Here is an 18,465-nt window from a genome sequence, read left to right on the forward strand (position 1 = left end):
GACATTACTTAAATAAAGCGATTTACAACATCTAGATCACAAAATCACTCAGTTTTGTATTGTAGAAAAGAAACAGGTCAGAAGTCGCAATACTGAATGAGTAAAATAGTGGGCTTGGGCCTAACCAATCTATAGCTGTAGTGATACTAGATTAAGAATCATGAAATGTGGGTGTAGAAGTTATAAAGCAAAAAAGCCCTGACATCAGTCAGGGCTTTTCTGTTTTTTGGTACCCGAGGCCAGACTTGAACTGGCACGCTGTTACCAGCGAGGGATTTTAAATCCCTTGTGTCTACCGATTCCACCACTCGGGCAAACTCTTTATATTAACGACGGGAATCGTGTCATTAATACTTTAATCTATGGAGGCGCGACCCGGAGTCGAACCGAGATCGACGGATTTGCAATCCGCAGCATAGCCATTCTGCCATCGCGCCCAAACTGCCAAATTTATTAAAATTTGGAGCGACATATCGGGTTCGAACCGATGACCTATACCTTGGCAAGGTATCGCTCTACCAACTGAGCTAATGTCGCCTATCATTGCGCTTAATCATTTGAACTCATGCTCAGCATGCTTTCCCCTGACTGCGGAAAAGCATTCTACCGATTTAGACCTCAGAGTCAATCAACAATTTTTAAAAAATGATCTAAGCCGTATCGTTTGCCCAATAAACCGCCACACCTCAGTAAAGTTGATGTTTCATTCATCAATTTAGGCTTTTTACCGATACTGATGCTACCGCTAATTAAACGCGGCAGATAAACAGGGGATGATGGTGAATTATGGAGTCGAGTCAAGAAGTATAGAAAAACAAAAGCGCCCTATTGGGCGCTTTATTCAAAGGTTAGGCAAAGTCATTAATCACTCGAGCAAAACCTACATGGGCAATTTACGCAGGTAGAGATAGCGTCGTTAAACCTAACATAGTTTGCATTACGCCAACCACTTGGCAACTGTAACCAAATTCGTTGTCATACCATACATAAAGAATGGCACGCTTGCCTTCTGCAATAGTCGCTTGTGAATCAACCACACCCGCGTAGCGAGAACCCACTAAATCGCTCGATACAATCTCAGTAGAGTCTGTGTAGTCAATTTGATTTTGCAGTGGTGATTGTAGCGCCGTATCTTTCAGATACTCGTTAAGCTCATCTTTACTGGTCTCAGCATTCAGGTTCATGCTGATGATCGCCATAGAGACGTTAGGCGTCGGCACACGAATCGCGTTACCAGTTAACTTACCAGCTAATGCAGGTAAAGCTTTAGCAACCGCTTTTGCTGCACCCGTTTCAGTGATCACCATATTTAATGGTGCACTACGGCCACGACGGTCAGCGGTATGATAGTTATCAATCAGGTTTTGATCGTTGGTATAAGAATGAATCGTTTCAACGTGACCATTCTCGATACCATATTTATCATTCACAGCTTTCAGTACTGGCGTAATAGCATTGGTGGTACAACTCGCCGCTGAAACGATAATGTCTTCTGGGGTAATATCGCCTTCGTTCACACCGTAAACGATATTCTTAATCGCGCCTTTTGCAGGAGCCGTCAGTAATACTTTGCTGGCACCTGGGCTCTTAAGGTGTAAACCAAGACCCGCTTCATCTTTCCAAATACCTGTATTATCAACAACCAATGCATCATTGATGTCGTATTTAGTGTAATCCACTTCGTCGGGTGAATTAGCATAGATCACTTGGATATAAGTGCCGTTGGCTATGATGGCGTTGTTCTCTTCGTCAACTTCAACAGAGCCATTGAAAGGACCATGAACTGAGTCACGACGCAGTAAACTCGCGCGTTTTTCTAAATCGCCTTTCTTACCGCCACGTAAAACGATAGCGCGTAACCTTAACTTATTGCTGCGACCTGTGCGTTCAATCAGCAAGCGTGCCAATAAGCGACCGATACGGCCAAAACCATAAAGCACGACGTCACGCGGCGCGACATCATCGGCATGGTCGATAGCATCGGCCAATTCTTTTGCCATATAGCTTTCAATTTCGCTGACATCAGTATGGTCTCGCCAGTAATTGACAGCGAGTTTACCAATATCCACTTTACATTGTTTAACTGCGAGTTTGCTCAAAGCTTGAACGAAGGGGAAACTCTCGCGTAAACGTAATTTTTCACCGACATGACGACGAACTAAACGGTGCGCTTTAATGATTTCAATCGTAGAAGCATTGAGTAACGGCTTGCCGTAGACCACGACTTCAACGCCTTGGTTACGGTACAACTTGCCTAACAAAGGCTGCATCGCCTCTGCCATTTCAAAACGTTCTTGCCAACTTTGTAGGTGTTTATCAGCGCTCATTTACAGATCCTTTATCTCACTTTTCAATAAAATGTACTGAAAGGTTTGAGTAACATGACGAAAAGACCAATAATCTAATGCGGGTTTTAGGGAAAACCCTGTTTTGGTCGGCGCCATTGTAATGAAAGTCGCGCTTTGTTGCCAGTAAGATATTTTCTGTAAATCTGTAATTTTATTAGAAAAATTATCGTTTGGAGAGTGTTTTGAGACAAAATCTAGTAATAATTACATCATTTACCTTAGGGATGAGCTTTTTCGGTCTTTTCGGTTGTGATAATGACCGAAATATCTCAGCAATTTGTAAAAATAATCCTGAAATTTGTGCCGATTTGCATAAGGATAGCTGGTGTTTGACTGAAAAGACCAAACTTATCCAAAACCGCTACAAGTTAAAAGACAACGAAAACCTCACAGGTAAGCAGCTCTACTCACAATTAACCTACCTTGAGGATTACAGCCGTTGCATTGAACTCGCCTCTGGCGTTCAGCATATCATCCACACCAATCGCACAGCAGATAGAGCCAGAGCCTTTAGACTAAGCACTCAAAATTTAAGTTTACTACAAGATCAAACCCGTGAACGGCAAGACCCTTTTATGTCCTATTACCAATGGACTCGCTTTGGCGATACCGCAGCGTTAAATAGATTATTAGAACAGGAAAACGCCGGCGTAGTGACTGACCCCTTTCTACTTGCCCAAGTCGCAACCTATTACAGCAATCGAAATGCCATCAAAGCGCAACAACTCTATCTTAAAGTCTTTGCGGAGATCCATTACGATGATTTCGACGTTAACTGGTTACTTGGGCTCGCATCTGCCTATCGCCAGCAACAAGTTTTAGATAAATCCTATATGCTGACGAAAGCAAATTTACTACTTACGCAGCAGAAGTATTCTGAAGAAAAAATGCTAGCCTTGCTCGGTGGCAATAAGACGTTGGCAACTGAACTCGATTTAAAAGCCCAAGCCCTTATCGATGCGCTAAAAAAGGGCACTTATTCTATGAATCCAATAAGACAATGGCTTGATCCTCAGGCGATTGCCCAAGCGCCAACTGAAACCGAAGCTGTGCCGTCTGCGCCTGTCGAAAAGTAAACTAAGCAACTGATGGCAAAATGTTTGCCATCTTGTAATTTTTTACCCAATTAACGCGTAAAAAATGGCGATTTCGCGACCGATGTAAAAAAAATACCTAATTTGTTAATCAAGACAGCGGTAAAATGCCGATTTAACTTGACGATAGCTGTCAGTTTGGTAATTTTACTACCAGTTGAATTTTATAATCACCAGAGGGATATGAGATGACTATCCGTGTAGCAATAAATGGCTATGGCCGTATCGGTAGAAACGTATTACGCGCCTTGTACGAAAGCGAAAAAGCTTATCCAATCAAGATTGTCGCTATTAATGATTTAGGCGACGCTTCAATCAACGCCCACCTGACAAAATACGATTCTGTTCACGGTCGTTTCAATGCCAAGGTTGACCATGATGCCGAAGCTATTTATGTGAATGGCGATAAGATCCTCACTTTCCAAGAACGTGATCCTGCAAAACTGCCATGGGCTGAGTTGCAAGTTGACGTGGTTTTCGAATGTACCGGTATCTTCACTTCTAAAGAAACCGTTCAACCACATTTAACCGCTGGCGCGAAGAAAGTGATTATTTCTGCTCCAGGTAAAAATGTGGATGCCACAGTTGTTTACGGTGTGAACAACAACGTGCTGACCTCAGACATGACAGTGATTTCAAATGCTTCTTGTACAACAAACTGTTTAGCCCCTTTTGCTAAGCCGTTAAATGACGAGATTGGTATCGAATCAGGCCTGATGACCACCATTCACGCTTATACCAACGATCAACGTTTATCTGACGTGTACCATACAGATTTACGTCGTGCCCGTGCTGCGGCACTGTCAATGATCCCAACTAAAACTGGCGCAGCTGCTGCTGTAGGTTTGGTTGTACCTGAATTACAAGGTAAGTTCGACGGTTTAGCGGTTCGTGTACCTACAGTTAACGTATCACTCGTGGATTTATCTTTCATCGCTGCCCGTGACACTACAGTTGAAGAAGTGAATGCCATTATTGAACGTGCTGCCAGCGTTGCGCCATTGAGCGAAGTGTTAGCGGTAAACAAAGAGCCATTGGTGTCTATCGACTTTAACCACAATGCGTTTTCTTCGAACTTTGACGCCACTCAAACCCGTGTAAACGGTCGTTTAGTGAAAGTGATGTCTTGGTATGATAACGAGTGGGGATTCAGTAACCGTATGTTAGATAACGCGGTTGCACTGATGAACGCAAAGTAATCTAGTCACTAGATTCCGCGTTACTCAATTAAGCCTCGCATTTGCGGGGCTTTTTATTGTCTTAAATTTGATGAAACAACAGACATAAAAAATCCCCACGCTATGGTAGGGATTTTTATTAGGCTGAAGAAAAGCTAAATAATGGGCTTAGGCATTACCCTTCACTTTCATATTCAGTGTCTTGGCAAAATCAAGCATGCGCGTCAGCGGGATCAGCGCTTTAACTCTTAAGTCTTCATCCACAAAAATCTCATGGGTGGTTTTATCGCTGTCGGCGAGTGACGCTTCAATGGCCTGCAAACCGTTCATCGCCATCCAAGGACAGTGGGCACAGCTCTTACAGGTTGCGCCATTTCCGCCCGTTGGCGCTTCAATTAAAATTTTACCTAGCGCCGCCTGCTGCATTTTATAAAAAATGCCGCGATCGGTTGCCACGATAAAACGCTCATTTGTCATGGTCTGTGCTGCTTTAATCAGTTGACTGGTCGAGCCAACTGCATCGGCCATCGCCACCACACTGGCTGGCGACTCAGGATGCACAAGAATAGCCGCATCTGGGTAAACGCTTTTCATATCGCGCAACGCGTTCGATTTAAATTCGTCGTGAACAATACAATCGCCCTGCCACATCAACATGTCGGCGCCCGTCTGCTTGGCAATATAGCTGCCTAAATGACGATCAGGTCCCCAAATGATCTTTTTGCCTTCGCTGTCTAAGTGCTCAACGATTTCAAGGGCAATGCTTGAGGTCACCACCCAATCGGCGCGCGCTTTAACCGCAGCCGAAGTATTGGCGTAAACCACCACAGTATGATCTGGGTGCGCGTCGCAGAAAGCGCTGAACTTATCGATTGGGCAACCTAAGTCCAATGAACAAGTGGCTTCTAAGGTCGGCATTAAAATGGTTTTTTCTGGGCTTAAAATCTTGGCGGTTTCGCCCATAAACTTGACCCCAGCAACGATTAAGGTTTTTGCTGGGTGATCGCGGCCAAAGCGCGCCATTTCTAAGGAGTCTGAAACGCAGCCGCCAGTCTCTTCGGCAAGGGCTTGGATTTCAGGATCGGTATAATAGTGGGCAACCAGAACGGCATCTTTTTCAATGAGCAGTTGTTTGATACGCGCCTTGTAATCGGCTTTTTGCGCATCGGACAAAGGCACTGGTTTAGGCGGAAACGGGTAATCAATGGTTTCTATTGTTGGAGCAAATGGGCTGGGGGCTAACTGACTCATAACACATCCATCAGGATAACTACGTTCGGGAATTATACGTAATCGGGATCAAAAGATTAACCCATTTGTGCAAAGCAAATAAAAAAGGACGCTTTTAGCGTCCTTTTAGTGTCAGTTATTCGTGCCAGTGGCTTAGCGCATCGCTAATAACATCTCTTGAGGCTGCTCAAGATACTGTTTCCACAGATTACAGAAGCGAGCAATCGTACCTCCATCGATCACTCTATGGTCACCTGACCAGCTCACTTGCATGATTTGGCGAGCTTCGACTTCCCCTTTCGCGTTAAAGCGCGGTAGGGTTTGCAACTTACCTAAGGCCACAATCGCCACCTCAGGTTTGTTGATAATAGGCGTCGCCACTGTGCCACCTAAGGCGCCAATGTTAGAGATGGAAATCGTGCCGTCTTTCAGATCCGCTGGCGCCACGCGGCCGCTGCGGGCAGCTTGGGTCAGGCGGGTGATTTCTGCCGCCACTTCTAAAATGCTCTTATCCTGCACATCTTTGATGTTGGGCACCAAGAGACCGACTTTAGAATCCACCGCCATGCCGATATTGTGACGCGCCTTGTAAGTCAGTTCAGTGCAATCCGCATTCACTTGACTGTTCATCACAGGGAACTGACTTAACGCGAGCGACATCGACTTCATGAAGAAAGGCATCATGGTCAGCTTCACTTCATCTGACGAATACTTCACTTTCATGCTTTCACGCAGTGCAACTAAGTCTGTTAAATCAAACTCTTCACAATAGGTAAAGTGCGGAATGCTCGACACAGATTCCACCATCATGCGTGCCATCACAGCTTTTACGCCGCGGATAGGCTCAACCGTGTCAGCGCGTTGCGTTACTGTAGATGTTGAGACTTGGGTTTGAGATGCTTGAGTCGCTTGAACTGACGCCTCTTTTACCTGAGCCACACTTGGAGCAGAAACATTGCTCGCGCCTTGTTGGAAGCGAGTGATGTCTTCCTTATACACACGGCCGTGCTTTCCTGTGCCAGGTACTCGGCTCAAATCGATATCTAAGGAACGCGCCATACGGCGAACTGCGGGGCTGGCTAAGGCTTTACCTTGGCGAGCAGGCTCTGCACTCACAGCCTGCGCTGCAGGTGCCGCATTGGCCACAGTATCTGTATTTGTTGTTGCCGCAGGTGCAAAAGCCGCCTGTTCAACTTCAATGGCAAATAAAGGCGCATGTACTTTAGCTAGCTGACCTTTGCGATAATGCAGTTTGGCAATTTTACCCGCTTTAATGGCAGGAATTTGCACCAGCGCTTTATCTGTCATCACGTCGGCAATCGGTTGATCTTCCTCAACCCAATCACCTTCACTCACCAACCATTCGACTAGCTCACATTCAACTATGCCTTCGCCGATATCTGGTAGCAAGAATTCTTCAATGCTGACAGACGAACTGGATGACGTGGTCGCGTTCGTGACTGCCACTGGCTCAGCAGCTTTTGCGATTGTCGCAGCTGCAGCCGCAACAGATTCTTCGCCCGCGATTTCAACGGCATCTTCAATTTGTACGGCATAAAGCGGCGCATGCACTTTCGCAATATCGCCCTTCGCGTAATACAACTTAGTGACCACGCCCGCAAAAGGCGCAGGGATTTGCACTAAGGCTTTGTCTGTCATGACATCGGCAATCGGCTGATCTTCAACGACAGTGTCGCCTTCTTTGACAAGCCATTCAACCAACTCACACTCCACAACACCTTCGCCAATATCCGGCAAAATAAAATCTTTAATCATACCGGACTCCTAGAAGGTCACTGATGCTTTGATGGCTTCAAACGTTTTGAATGCATCTGGCATGTATTCTTTTTCATGAATGAGTGGGTACGGGGTATCTAAACCACAAACGCGACTGATGGGCGACTCTAGATACAAGAAGCATTCTTGCTGAATCGTCGCCGCTATCTCACCAGCAAAGCCACCGGTTAATGGCGCTTCATGGTTGACCAGTAAACGTCCGGTCTTTTTGACTGAATCGGCAACAGTATCGATATCCCAGGGTGACAAGGTGCGTAAATCGATAACTTCACAGGAGATCCCTTCTTTAGCAGCCATGTCGGCGGCTTTTTCAAGGATTTCCATTTGCGCGCCCCACGCCACTAAGGTGATGTCTTTACCTTCGCGAACCACTTCAGCCTTGCCCAGTTCAATTTCATAATCGCCCGCTGGCACTTCGCCAACCGATGCACGATATAAACGCTTAGGCTCAAAGAAGATCACCGGATTTTTGTCACGGATTGACGCCAACAGCAGTCCTTTGGCTTGCTCAGGGTTGCGTGGCACCACCACTTTTAACCCCGGCGTCTGGGTAAAATAGGCTTCAGGTGATTGCGAGTGATAATGGCCGCCCGCTATGCCGCCTCCATAGGGCGTACGGAACACTAATCCACCGACATCGAACTCATTACCGCTACGGTAACGGAACTTAGCAGACTCGTTGACGATTTGATCAAACGCCGGAAAGATATAATCGGCGAATTGAATTTCAGCCACGGCGGTCATGCCATTTGAGGCTAAACCATTGGCAAAACCGGCAATACCTTGCTCTGTCAGCGGCGTATTAAAGCAGCGAGCGCGACCGAATTTTTCTTGAAGACCGGAGGTGGCGCGAAATACCCCGCCAAAGTGGCCCACATCTTCACCAAAAACCACCATGCGTTCATCGGCTTGCATGGCAATCGACAAGGCCTCATTGACGGCCTGTAACATATTCATTTCAGCCACGGCTTATAGTCTCCCTGCACTTTTTGGATAGGCTTGCGGATATTTCTTGATATGTTCTTTAAGCTCGGCGAGTTGCTTTTTCAGCACTGGCGTCGGCTTGTCGTACACATCTTCAATAATTTCATCCAGCATAGGCACAGGAATTTTTTCAGCCACTTTTACCGCAGCCAATACTTCTTCACGATATTTTTCATGCAGTTTCACATCATCCGCTTCAGCCAACCAACCTTTGTTGATAAGCCATAATTTGAAGCGTTTAACCGGATCGTGTTGCTGCCACTTGGCTTCTTCATCTTTCGAGCGATAACCTGAGGGATCGTCTGAAGAAGAGTGTGCGCCGAGACGGTAAGTCATGGCTTCAATCAGCACAGGCGCATTATGCTCAATCGCATAGGCACGGGCTTGCTGGGTTGCCGCTAACACGGCCAACATGTCATTGCCGTCTACACGAATGGTGTGCATGCCATAACCCACACCGCGGCTGGCAATACCGTTTCCAGCAAACTGCTCTTCAGTGGGGGTAGAAATCGCGTAGCCATTGTTACGACAGAAGAAAATCACTGGGCATTTCAGTACCGCGGCCATGTTTAGGCCAGCATGAAAATCCCCTTCCGATGCAGCGCCTTCGCCAAAATAACAAACCGCGACTTTGCGCTTACCTTGCATTTTTAAGCTGTAGCCCACACCAGTCGCCTGCGGGATTTGCGTGGCTAACGGTGACGAAATCGTTTGATAATGCAATGCCGCACTGCCGTAATGGATTGGCATTTGGCGACCTTTACCAAGATCTTTCTCGTTACTGAACATCTGATTCATAAACTGTTCAGTGGTAAAGCCGCGATAACGCAGCGCCGCATGCTCACGATATTGTGCGAGGATCACATCTTCTTGATCGAGTGCGGCCACACTGCCGACAATCGCCGCTTCTTCACCCGTACAGGTCATGTAGAAGCTGATGCGCCCTTGACGCTGGGCGCCAAGCATACGTTCATCAAGTACCCGAGTGAATACACAGGTATCGTAAATTTTAGTGGCTAAGGTTTCATCTATCACAGGCAAAACCGCGGTTTCATAAGTGGTTCCGTCGGCTTGTAGAATTCGAAGGATAGGAATGTGTAGCGATGCCTTATCCAAGAAGCCGACACGGTGCACTGTATCAGTGTTGAGTGTTGCTTTGCTCATATTGTGCTCTTGTTATCTCATTACGCATCAAAGCGTTTTGATGCGTCTGTTTATACGAATATGCCCGACGAACATTACGTTAACGTAAACTACCTATCAACCATTGGCATAGCTCAAACCACAAGTTATCCCTGCCACGCATGTATATATTGCTTTACAAGCCTAACGCACGTCCGCATTCACCGCAGGGATCAGGCAAATCACAGTGCGATTGCCAATAGGCACTTTGGCATTAGGGAACACGACAGACTCAAACTCATGTTCCACTTTAATTTCTTGCCCACCTTCCCGCGCTAAAACAAAGCCCTTCGGGAAAGATCTGAAGTTTTCGACATCAGTTGCGAAGGTAAATTCAAAATCATCGAAATGTTTATTGATGACGCGGCACACTTGGTACAAGTTAACCTTATCGGCATCAAATGCATCCAGCTCCAACGGCTTAGCGGTGATCAAGCGCATGAACATTTCATGGGTGGCGATAAAACGCGTCATGTCGTTCTGCCCCATGGGATACACTTTGCCAAGCTCAATAGTAAAGGCATCAGCGCCGTAACGTTCAGAGGAAAAATAGCTGAAGGTCGTGGTCGGTTCGTGGTGGAAAAGTACTGTATCGACGCCGCTTGCGGCTAAAAACATAATTTGCTCGCCGCTAAATGCGCGCCCTGGACGATAGGGATAGATAGCGAACTTTTCATGCTTCGAGGCGCGCATCGCCGTGTGCAAATCATAATGGATGCGCTGACGTCCATCGGCAACCGCAGTATAAAAACGATCGACATAGGCTTCGAGTTTTTTCGCGCGTACTCGCTCAGGGTTCACTAACCCTGGTGGATTGGAATGCTCACCACTAAATAGACGATTCATGTTTTCGTCAATAATCCGCGTGCCGTTATTAATCGCTAATGGGTTACCAATGAGAAATAAAGTGCGCTGCTTTGCGATGATCTTTTGCTGTAGAAGTTGTTTAATTAAGCTATTGCAGAGTTCAATGGGCGCGGTCTCGTTACCGTGAACACCGCAGGAAAGCACAATATCTTTTCCTTCATTCTGTATTGGTTCGAAAACAATAACACCGGTATCCCACACTTCCACTTGAGTATGATCGCCTAAGTTAAATGAAAATTCGCCATCGAACTGTTCAGGATGGGCTAAGGTGAGCGCTAAAAAATCCTTTGAATCTAACAGAGCTTGTAACACAGAATTCTCCTTATAATGATGTGTAACAGTATTGGCGCAGTAGCATAAGTACAGGCAGTAATAACCACTTAAGCATTTATCTCACCGCGGTTAGTCTCACTCGCACCTAAAAAACGGCTTCAATACTAACACATGTTTTTAGTGCTGTTCTCAGACATTTATTGCCGTAGGACCCAGTTTTAAGCGGAATGACATTCAACTAAGCTGATTGTTAAATTCTTAGGACATTCCCTAAGAATTTCCCATGATAAATATTCCAGCTTGAGGCTTGCTTTTGCACTCAAGTTTTATCACAATCCTTAGCCATCTAGACTTCTATTGGATTTAATTATGGCGTTAGCAACCTTTGGTGCCGGCTGTTTCTGGGGCGTAGAGTATTTTTTTAGACAAGTGAACGGCGTATCGAATGCCACCTGCGGCTATATGGGCGGCAATAATGCGGCGACAACCTATGAAGAAGTCAAAAAAGGCAAAACGGGCCATGCCGAAGTGGTGCAAGTGGAATTCGATCCCGCCCTTGTTAGTTATGAAGACTTGCTCGATGTATTTTGGAAAAACCACAATCCAACGAGTCTGAACATGCAAGGCGGAGATATTGGCACTCAATATCGCAGCACCATTTTCTTCCACGACCGTGAGCAAAAAGCGGCCGCAGAAGCCTCAAAGTTAGCTTTTGCCCGCTCGGGCCGTTGGGGATTACGCCATATCGTCACTGAAATAGTGCCACTTCAACAGTTCCATGTGGCTGAGGAATATCATCAAAATTACATCGATAAGAATAACTTACCGAGTTGTCATATCGAGTACTAAATACGGTCAAATCAGCATGAGATCAACTACTCACAGCTGAATTAGACACAAACAAAAACGCACTCAAATCTGAGTGCGTTTGTTTTTGATACTTTATAAACCTACTGCTGCATTAAGCGTTTAGCGCCTTATCAATTAATGCCTGCGCATCTTTGATGATTTCAGCTAAATGCTGCTCACTGATAAAACTTTCGCCGTAGATTTTAAATAACGCTTCAGTGCCCGATGGACGTGCCGCAAACCACCCATTAGCTGTGGTAACTTTGATGCCGCCAATTGCCGCATTATTGCCTGGCGCATGGGTTAACACGTTTTCGATTGTCTCACCTGCAAGCACAGTGGCATTTAAGGTATCGGCATTGAGCAAAGCAAACTTGGCTTTGTTTTCAAGGCTGATTGGGCTATCGATACGCTTATAGAAACTTTGGCCAAATTGTTTTACTAACTCTTGGTGACGCTGACCTGGGGTTTTACCTGTCACCGCAAGAATTTCTGCCGCAAGTAACCCTAGAATAAAACCGTCTTTATCCGTACACCAAGTAGAGCCATCACGGCGTAAAAATGCCGCGCCAGCACTCTCTTCACCGCCAAAGGCGATTGTGGCTTCGGCTAAACCGTCGACAAACCACTTAAAGCCCACTGGCACTTCGAGTAACGTTTTGCCGTGGAAAGCACAGATTTTATCGATAAGCGCACTCGATACTAAGGTTTTACCTATGGCTAAGGTATCGCTCCAATCTGGTCTGTGTGTCAGTAAATAATCAATAGCGACCGCAAGATAATGATTCGGATCCATCAAACCCGTACCAGGGCAAACTATGCCGTGACGGTCATAATCGGGATCATTACCAAGGCATAAATCAAAGGATTCTTTATGGGCGAGTAACCCGGCCATCGCGTAGGGAGATGAGCAATCCATGCGGATTTTGCCGTCTTTATCCAGCGGCATAAAGCTAAAGCTTGGATCAACCTTATCATTGACTAAGGTGATATCGAGCCCATAACGCGCGGCAATCGGTGCCCAATAGAAAATCCCTGAACCACCGAGCGGGTCAACGCCGATACGCAGCTTAGCGTTGGCAATCGCCTGCATGTCGATAACATTTTCTAAATCAGCCACATAGGGCGTGATCAAATCAATGGCGTTGACATAGCCTGATGCCAGCGCTTTGGCATACGCTAATTTTTGCACGCCAGCTAACGCTTGGCGCAAGTAATCATTGGCCCGCGATTCAATCCAAGCCGTGATATTACCTTCGGCCGGTCCACCATGGGGTGGATTGTACTTGATGCCACCGTCCTGAGGAGGATTATGGGAAGGCGTAATGATCAAACCATCGGACAATGCCGCACCCGTAATATTGGCTTCGCGATTGGCGCAAATCACCCCATGGGAAACCACTGGCGTTGGCGTAAATCCGTCGTTCTGTTGGATTTTCACTGTGACTTTATTTGCCGCCAGCACTTCAATGGCCGACAAATAGGCCGCATAGGATAACGCATGGGTGTCAATCCCAAGGATCAGCGGCCCATCGATATTTGCCGATTGACGGTAGTCCACCACAGCTTGGGTAATCGCCCAAATGTGTTGTTGGTTAAAACTGCCATTGAAGGCGCAGCCTCTGTGCCCAGAAGTGCCAAAGGTGACGCGTTGTTGTACGTCATCTATATTTGGCGTGATGCTGTAATAATGGCTCATCAGTTTTGGAATATTGACCAGATCCGTCTGATTAGCGATTTGTCCTGCCCTTTGATGTATTGCCACCTATGGCTCTCCTGCACTCAATTACAATTAGAAAAAGTAGAAAAATGTCGTACTAACTTGGCTCACCCGCGGATTAAACGCGCTCGGCGATGCCCGCAGCTACTGTCGCATCACAACCAAATTGCACTAAAACTTCCGATAAAATAGTGCGTTTCTTGGCGGTATTGTTGTTACTCGTTACCCAGAAACCACTTGCACCAATTTCTTTTGGGTTAGCCGAAGCACTCGCTTCGAGCAGTTGCTCCTTAGAGCGAGCAAAATACAAACGATCGCGCCCTTGGATCTGCAGAATTTGTGAGAATTGCTCTGGGGCTAATTGATACAAACTTTCGAGCAAAAACAGAAAACGCCCTACTGCGCCTTTTTGCTGCGATAACTGATGTTCATCGACTAAGCGACTAAAATCATTCACTGCTGGCACTGTTTGCGCCGCGATGGGCTGAATAGGTTCAGCTTCAAGGCTCGGTTGGCTAATCGCCAAAGGCTGGGGTTGTTCGACCGCATCGACGGACAGGCCGAGTAATCGACGAAGAATGTCAGAGGCGCTCTCACCAATTCGTTCTGTTTTGCTGGCAATATGACGATAGAGCTCTTCATCTACTTCGATATATTTCATAACCTTAATTATCCTTTGTTATTCGACAGGCTTAACCGAAAAAGTGTACCACAGCGATCGGGGCAGATCATTGCGATCTGTTACCAGTGTATCTATCTCTATCAATCTGATAAAGCGCCATTATTCTAAAAGTGCGGGAAATAGCACAGCAAACTAGCAGTTAATCGACAATTGCCGAAAAAGCACACAAGTTACTGGCCGCCCCCACTATAGAAATGGCAACTGACTTGTCAAGCCAACGGCATTAAAGGCACAATTCGCGTCACGCTAAGCTAAAAATCTCCAACAGGAATCACCATGAACTTTGTTTCCACAGGCCAAGGACCCGCAGTGCTCTTGATCCACGGCTTGTTCGGTAATCTAGATAACCTCAAAGGTCTAGGGCAAGTATTAGAAAATCAGTATCAAGTTATTCGTGTCGATGTGCCCAATCATGGTTTAAGTGAGCATTGGGATCAAATGGACTACCTTCGCCTCGCCACTGCAATGATCAGCTTGCTAGACGAACTGGCTATTGAACGCGCCCATATTGTGGGTCACTCCATGGGCGGTAAAATCGCCATGGCGACGGCGTTAGCCTTTCCAGAGTGCATTATCAGCATGGTGGCAGCCGATATCGCCCCCGTCGCCTATGAGCCAAGACACGACACAGTGTTTGCGGCATTAGAAAGCCTGCCCTTAGAAGGCCATACCGACAGACGCTTTGCCCTAAACCACTTAATTGACAATGGTATTGACGAAGCAACGGCACAATTTTTACTCAAAAATCTACAACGCACGGATACTGGCTTTCGTTGGAAAATGAACTTAAGTGGCCTAAAGGCTTGTTATCCTAATATTATTGGCTGGCAAAATCAGACACTAAATCCAGTACAAAGCTATGCTGGACCAAGTCTGTTTATTCGCGGCGGCGACTCAAATTATGTCACTAGCGAGCACAGAAGCGCTATCATGGCGCAATTCCCCGCGGCACAGGCAAAAACACTTGAAGGATGTGGTCATTGGTTGCATGCGCAAAAACCCGTCATTTTTAACCGGATCGTGTCTGAATTTATTGACAAACATTCAATGTAAATCAGCAGCAAACTCGACCGAAAGCATATGGCAGCCGCCATCTTGTTGTGATATATTCGCGCCTCTTTTGGCCTTAGAACACTCTCAAGGACTAAGAAAGTATGTTATCTCAGTACATGGAACAAATTGAAACCATCGGCCTGAACCTGTTTTTTGCCTCGATATTTTTCTTTATCGGCATGGCCATCCACGATGTGCTTAAACAAGGTAACGTGCCAAAATTTGGTCGATTTATTGTTTGGTTAGTGTTATTTCTCGGCTGCGCCGGGTTTATTGTAAAAGGTATTATCCAGATCACTTGGGAAGGCTCAGGGATCGGTTAACAATAAGAACATGGCAAAAGAAGCAACTGACAGAACCACCATTGACCTTTTTGCCAATGAAAAGCGCCGGGGCCGCCCAAGAAGTAATCCTTTGTCCCGTAGCCAACAGCTTAAGGTCAACAAACGCAATCAAATCCAGCGCGATAAAGCCAACGGATTAAAGCGAATAGAGTTAAAGGTGTCACAAGATTTGTATGACGCCTTGAATGAGCAGGCATTGGCCAGTAACATCAGCCGTAGCCAGTTAATCGAATTAATTCTTCAGCAACAAGTTGAGTGCTGAACGAGTACCAGCAAGATTAACCTAATAAGTGAACTAGACATTAAAGGATAGACAATGGCAACTGTAGGTCTTTTTTTCGGTAGCGACACAGGTAACACCGAAGCTGTAGCCAAGATGATCCAGAAAAAACTGGGTAAAAAAATGGTTGAGGTGAAAGATATCGCCAAAAGTACCAAAGAACAGATTGCAGAGTATGACTTGCTGCTGTTCGGCATCCCGACCTGGTATTACGGTGAAGCGCAATGTGACTGGGATGATTTCTTCCCTGAATTAGAGCAAATTGATTTTACTGACAAACTTGTCGCTATTTTTGGTTGTGGTGATCAAGAAGACTACGCTGAGTATTTCCTTGATGCCATGGGCATGGTTGGCGATATCGTTCAGGCCCGTGGTGGTATCATCATCGGCCATTGGCCAACTGCAAGCTACAATTTTGAAGCCTCTAAAGGTCAAGTCGATGACGACCACTTTATTGGTTTAGGTATCGATGAAGATCGCCAACCAGAGCTGACTGAAGAACGTGTTGATGCTTGGGTTAAGCAAATTTACGAAGAAATGTGTTTAGCTGAATTAGAAGATTAATTCTGTTAACCATTTGATTAAAGCGGCTTAACGCCGCTTTTTTTATGCATATATTTCTGACTTGTTGCGACTATCTACTTGTTGTAACTAAGAATAACGACATACCACACTCATGACCAACACACCCCGCTCCAATCACTGGGATATTTTTTGCACCGTCGTTGATAACTACGGCGATATTGGCGTCACTTGGCGTTTAGCCAAACAAATGGCTAATGAGTACCACATTCCCGTTAATTTGTGGGTCGATGACCTCGCAAGCTTCTCGCATATCTTACCGACACTCGATCCACTAAAAGCCACTCAAACCTTCAATGGTGTGAATATTATTCATTGGAAAGAGCCTTTGCCTATAAAGTTTGTTGCAGGAGCTGTGCTCATCGAAGCCTTTGCCTGTGAATTACCCGAACAGGTAAAAGCGCAGCTGGTTTATTTACATCAGAACGCCCCAAAATCTGTACCTGTCTGGCTGAATTTAGAGTATTTAAGTGCTGAGGATTGGGTTGAAGGCTGCCATGGTTTGCCATCGTTACAAGCCAATGGTTTGAAGAAGTATTTCTACTTTCCCGGTTTTAGCGCCAAAACGGGTGGACTCATTTGCGAGCAAAATTTGTTTGCAGAGCGTGATGCTTGGCAAGCTGATACTGCCAATAAATTGCAGCTTTTTACTGATCTAGGTCTTAAGGACATTCAGGCACAAGACACTGTTATTAGCGTTTTTAGCTATGAGACCGAGGCGCTACCCGCATTATGTGAGTTATGGCAGCAATCGGTAGAAAAAATCCATGCGCTGATCCCCAAGGGGCGTAGCTTAAACAGTCTGACACATTTACTGCCCTGTGAAATTGCCGCTCTAGTGCCGGGTCAACAGATAAATCATGGCAATTTAACCCTGCACATTTTACCTATGACAGACCAACAGGGGTTTGATCGCCTGCTCTGGAGCTGTGATTTTAATATCGTGCGCGGTGAAGATTCCTTTTTACGTGCCCAATGGGCCGCAAAACCCTTCATTTGGCACATTTATCCCCAAGAAGATGATTATCACCTCGTAAAATTAGAAGCTTTTCTCAAACTTTACTGCGATAATCTGCCACCTAAAATTGCTTGTTATTGGTCTGAATTGAATCTCGCGTTCAACCAAGCACAGCAATCAGCCGTGAGCCTTCACTGGCAAAACCTTAATCCTGTTAATTTGCCCTTGTTGCATCACCATGCTAAACAATGGCCAATTAATGCATTAAATGCTGCAGATCTCGCTACTCGACTAGTTCAGTTCGTTAAAAACAGCTAAGATACTGCGCGAAAACAGAAAAATCTAAATATAGGAAATAGTGTAATGAAAACTGCTCATGAAATCCGTCCTGGTAACGTGATCATGTTAGATGGCAGCCCATGGGTTGTGCAGAAAACTGAAACAACTCGTTCTGGCCGTAACGCTGCTATCGTTAAGTTAAAGTTGAAAAACTTACTGCTTAACTCTGGTACTGAAACGACTTTCAAAGGTGAAGATAAGTTAGAAGACATCATCCTAGATCGTCTTGACTGCACATATTCTTACTTTGCAGATCCTATGTTTGTATTCATGGATGCAGAATACAACCAATACGACGTAGAAGCTGAAAACCTAGGTGATGCAGCGGCTTATATCGTTGACGGTATGGAAGAAACTTGCCAAGTGACTTTCTATGATGGCAAAGCTATCTCTGTTGAAATGCCAACCACTATCGTCCGTGAAGTGATCTACACTGAGCCTTCAGCTCGTGGCGATACTTCAGGTAAAGTGATGAAGCCAGCGACTATCACTGGCGGTGGCACAGTAAGTGTTGCAGACTTCGTGAAAGTAGGCGACAAAATTGAAATCGACACTCGTACTGGTGAATTCAAGAAGCGCGTTTAATCGCCCTTCTCGTTTCCAGACGAAGAAAAGCCAGTGCTTGCACTGGCTTTTTTGTTGCTGTTTTTTAGTCACTCATTTTTAAGACTCTTGAGTCATTTAAGGGGTTAAAACTTTTATAAG

Annotated in this window: 17 protein-coding genes and 3 tRNA genes; 9 read left to right on the forward strand and 11 right to left on the reverse strand. The window is 45.7% G+C overall.

Annotation, left to right across the window (positions count from 1 at the left end; genetic code table 11):
- Nucleotides 1–227 precede the first annotated feature (227 nt).
- The 4 genes from L5M37_RS15100 to L5M37_RS15115 form a co-directional block, all read right to left on the reverse strand.
- Nucleotides 228–314: transfer RNA gene (locus L5M37_RS15100), tRNA-Leu, on the reverse strand.
- Between the two features lie 49 nt (nucleotides 315–363).
- Nucleotides 364–437, reverse strand: a tRNA-Cys gene (locus tag L5M37_RS15105).
- 24 nt (nucleotides 438–461) lie between these two features.
- A tRNA-Gly gene (locus tag L5M37_RS15110) sits at nucleotides 462–537 on the reverse strand.
- A gap of 356 nt (nucleotides 538–893) precedes the next feature.
- On the reverse strand, nucleotides 894–2,327 hold the full coding sequence (locus L5M37_RS15115) for a glyceraldehyde-3-phosphate dehydrogenase (protein ID WP_263201016.1): 1,434 nt from the start codon (nucleotides 2,325–2,327) through the stop codon (nucleotides 894–896).
- A 203-nt stretch (nucleotides 2,328–2,530) separates the two neighbouring features.
- On the opposite strand from L5M37_RS15115, the gene L5M37_RS15120 reads away from it, so the two are divergent.
- Together L5M37_RS15120 and gap are read left to right on the forward strand one after the other, a co-directional pair.
- On the forward strand, nucleotides 2,531–3,424 hold the full coding sequence (locus tag L5M37_RS15120) for a DUF2989 domain-containing protein (protein ID WP_263201017.1): 894 nt from the start codon (nucleotides 2,531–2,533) through the stop codon (nucleotides 3,422–3,424).
- Between the two features lie 206 nt (nucleotides 3,425–3,630).
- A complete protein-coding gene (gap, locus tag L5M37_RS15125) occupies nucleotides 3,631–4,641 on the forward strand; it encodes a type I glyceraldehyde-3-phosphate dehydrogenase (protein ID WP_006081590.1) in 1,011 nt (336 codons plus the stop codon).
- 147 nt (nucleotides 4,642–4,788) lie between these two features.
- On the opposite strand, the gene nadA is transcribed toward gap, so the two are convergent.
- From nadA to astE, 5 genes are all read right to left on the reverse strand, one after another.
- Nucleotides 4,789–5,871, reverse strand: coding sequence for a quinolinate synthase NadA (gene nadA / locus L5M37_RS15130; RefSeq protein ID WP_263201018.1), 1,083 nt, complete (start codon nucleotides 5,869–5,871; stop codon nucleotides 4,789–4,791).
- Nucleotides 5,872–6,003: 132 nt separating this feature from the next.
- Nucleotides 6,004–7,626 carry a dihydrolipoyllysine-residue acetyltransferase gene (locus tag L5M37_RS15135; protein WP_263201019.1) on the reverse strand — a complete coding sequence of 541 codons (1,623 nt, stop codon included), beginning with the start codon at nucleotides 7,624–7,626 and terminating at the stop codon, nucleotides 6,004–6,006.
- 9 nt (nucleotides 7,627–7,635) lie between these two features.
- Nucleotides 7,636–8,613: an alpha-ketoacid dehydrogenase subunit beta gene (locus L5M37_RS15140; RefSeq protein ID WP_028759982.1), complete on the reverse strand. Its 978-nt coding sequence runs from the start codon at nucleotides 8,611–8,613 to the stop codon at nucleotides 7,636–7,638.
- A 3-nt stretch (nucleotides 8,614–8,616) separates the two neighbouring features.
- Nucleotides 8,617–9,795 carry a thiamine pyrophosphate-dependent dehydrogenase E1 component subunit alpha gene (locus tag L5M37_RS15145; RefSeq protein WP_113939702.1) on the reverse strand — a complete coding sequence of 393 codons (1,179 nt, stop codon included), beginning with the start codon at nucleotides 9,793–9,795 and terminating at the stop codon, nucleotides 8,617–8,619.
- 162 nt (nucleotides 9,796–9,957) lie between these two features.
- The gene (gene astE, locus L5M37_RS15150) at nucleotides 9,958–10,992 is read right to left on the reverse strand and encodes a succinylglutamate desuccinylase (protein ID WP_028759984.1); all 1,035 of its coding nucleotides are present in this window, start codon (nucleotides 10,990–10,992) and stop codon (nucleotides 9,958–9,960) included.
- Nucleotides 10,993–11,322: 330 nt separating this feature from the next.
- Between astE and msrA the strand changes: the two genes are divergently transcribed.
- Nucleotides 11,323–11,802, forward strand: a complete 480-nt coding sequence (gene msrA / locus L5M37_RS15155) for a peptide-methionine (S)-S-oxide reductase MsrA (RefSeq protein ID WP_028759985.1) — start codon at nucleotides 11,323–11,325, stop codon at nucleotides 11,800–11,802.
- Nucleotides 11,803–11,914: 112 nt separating this feature from the next.
- On the opposite strand, the gene pgm is transcribed toward msrA, so the two are convergent.
- Together pgm and seqA are read right to left on the reverse strand one after the other, a co-directional pair.
- Entirely contained in the window at nucleotides 11,915–13,567 is a 1,653-nt protein-coding gene (pgm, locus tag L5M37_RS15160; protein WP_263201020.1) for a phosphoglucomutase (alpha-D-glucose-1,6-bisphosphate-dependent), read from the reverse strand.
- 73 nt (nucleotides 13,568–13,640) lie between these two features.
- On the reverse strand, nucleotides 13,641–14,183 hold the full coding sequence (gene seqA / locus L5M37_RS15165) for a replication initiation negative regulator SeqA (RefSeq protein WP_198573466.1): 543 nt from the start codon (nucleotides 14,181–14,183) through the stop codon (nucleotides 13,641–13,643).
- Between the two features lie 297 nt (nucleotides 14,184–14,480).
- Here seqA and L5M37_RS15170 point away from each other — a divergent pair, with 297 nt between their 5' ends.
- The 6 genes from L5M37_RS15170 to efp all read left to right on the forward strand — a co-directional run bounded on the left by L5M37_RS15170 (nucleotide 14,481) and on the right by efp (nucleotide 18,345).
- Nucleotides 14,481–15,257: an alpha/beta fold hydrolase gene (locus L5M37_RS15170; RefSeq protein WP_263201021.1), complete on the forward strand. Its 777-nt coding sequence runs from the start codon at nucleotides 14,481–14,483 to the stop codon at nucleotides 15,255–15,257.
- Between the two features lie 101 nt (nucleotides 15,258–15,358).
- Entirely contained in the window at nucleotides 15,359–15,580 is a 222-nt protein-coding gene (locus L5M37_RS15175) for a DUF2788 domain-containing protein (RefSeq protein WP_006081578.1), read from the forward strand.
- 10 nt (nucleotides 15,581–15,590) lie between these two features.
- Nucleotides 15,591–15,863 (forward strand): LexA regulated protein, encoded by a 273-nt coding sequence (ybfE, locus tag L5M37_RS15180; RefSeq protein WP_006081577.1) that lies wholly within the window; start codon nucleotides 15,591–15,593, stop codon nucleotides 15,861–15,863.
- Between the two features lie 54 nt (nucleotides 15,864–15,917).
- Nucleotides 15,918–16,445 (forward strand): flavodoxin FldA, encoded by a 528-nt coding sequence (fldA, locus tag L5M37_RS15185; RefSeq protein ID WP_006081576.1) that lies wholly within the window; start codon nucleotides 15,918–15,920, stop codon nucleotides 16,443–16,445.
- Nucleotides 16,446–16,557: 112 nt separating this feature from the next.
- Nucleotides 16,558–17,739, forward strand: coding sequence for an elongation factor P maturation arginine rhamnosyltransferase EarP (earP, locus tag L5M37_RS15190; RefSeq protein WP_263201022.1), 1,182 nt, complete (start codon nucleotides 16,558–16,560; stop codon nucleotides 17,737–17,739).
- A 45-nt stretch (nucleotides 17,740–17,784) separates the two neighbouring features.
- On the forward strand, nucleotides 17,785–18,345 hold the full coding sequence (efp, locus tag L5M37_RS15195; RefSeq protein ID WP_105252465.1) for an elongation factor P: 561 nt from the start codon (nucleotides 17,785–17,787) through the stop codon (nucleotides 18,343–18,345).
- The last annotated feature ends 120 nt before the right edge of the window (nucleotides 18,346–18,465 follow it).

It is taken from the genome of Shewanella sp. SM69 (assembly GCF_025653985.1).
In the GTDB taxonomy this organism is placed as follows: Bacteria; Pseudomonadota; Gammaproteobacteria; order Enterobacterales; family Shewanellaceae; genus Shewanella; species Shewanella oncorhynchi.

Bases quoted from the DNA above. Each gene is read 5' to 3' on its own strand.
- L5M37_RS15115 (WP_263201016.1), bottom strand. From the start codon at position 2,327: ATGAGCGCTGATAAACACCTACAAAGTTGGCAAGAACGTTTTGAAATG.
- gap (WP_006081590.1), top strand. From the start codon at position 3,631: ATGACTATCCGTGTAGCAATAAATGGCTATGGCCGTATCGGTAGAAAC.
- nadA (WP_263201018.1), bottom strand. From the start codon at position 5,871: ATGAGTCAGTTAGCCCCCAGCCCATTTGCTCCAACAATAGAAACCATT.
- L5M37_RS15135 (WP_263201019.1), bottom strand. From the start codon at position 7,626: ATGATTAAAGATTTTATTTTGCCGGATATTGGCGAAGGTGTTGTGGAG.
- L5M37_RS15145 (WP_113939702.1), bottom strand. From the start codon at position 9,795: ATGAGCAAAGCAACACTCAACACTGATACAGTGCACCGTGTCGGCTTC.
- msrA (WP_028759985.1), top strand. From the start codon at position 11,323: ATGGCGTTAGCAACCTTTGGTGCCGGCTGTTTCTGGGGCGTAGAGTAT.
- seqA (WP_198573466.1), bottom strand. From the start codon at position 14,183: ATGAAATATATCGAAGTAGATGAAGAGCTCTATCGTCATATTGCCAGC.
- L5M37_RS15170 (WP_263201021.1), top strand. From the start codon at position 14,481: ATGAACTTTGTTTCCACAGGCCAAGGACCCGCAGTGCTCTTGATCCAC.
- L5M37_RS15175 (WP_006081578.1), top strand. From the start codon at position 15,359: ATGTTATCTCAGTACATGGAACAAATTGAAACCATCGGCCTGAACCTG.
- ybfE (WP_006081577.1), top strand. From the start codon at position 15,591: ATGGCAAAAGAAGCAACTGACAGAACCACCATTGACCTTTTTGCCAAT.
- fldA (WP_006081576.1), top strand. From the start codon at position 15,918: ATGGCAACTGTAGGTCTTTTTTTCGGTAGCGACACAGGTAACACCGAA.
- earP (WP_263201022.1), top strand. From the start codon at position 16,558: ATGACCAACACACCCCGCTCCAATCACTGGGATATTTTTTGCACCGTC.
- efp (WP_105252465.1), top strand. From the start codon at position 17,785: ATGAAAACTGCTCATGAAATCCGTCCTGGTAACGTGATCATGTTAGAT.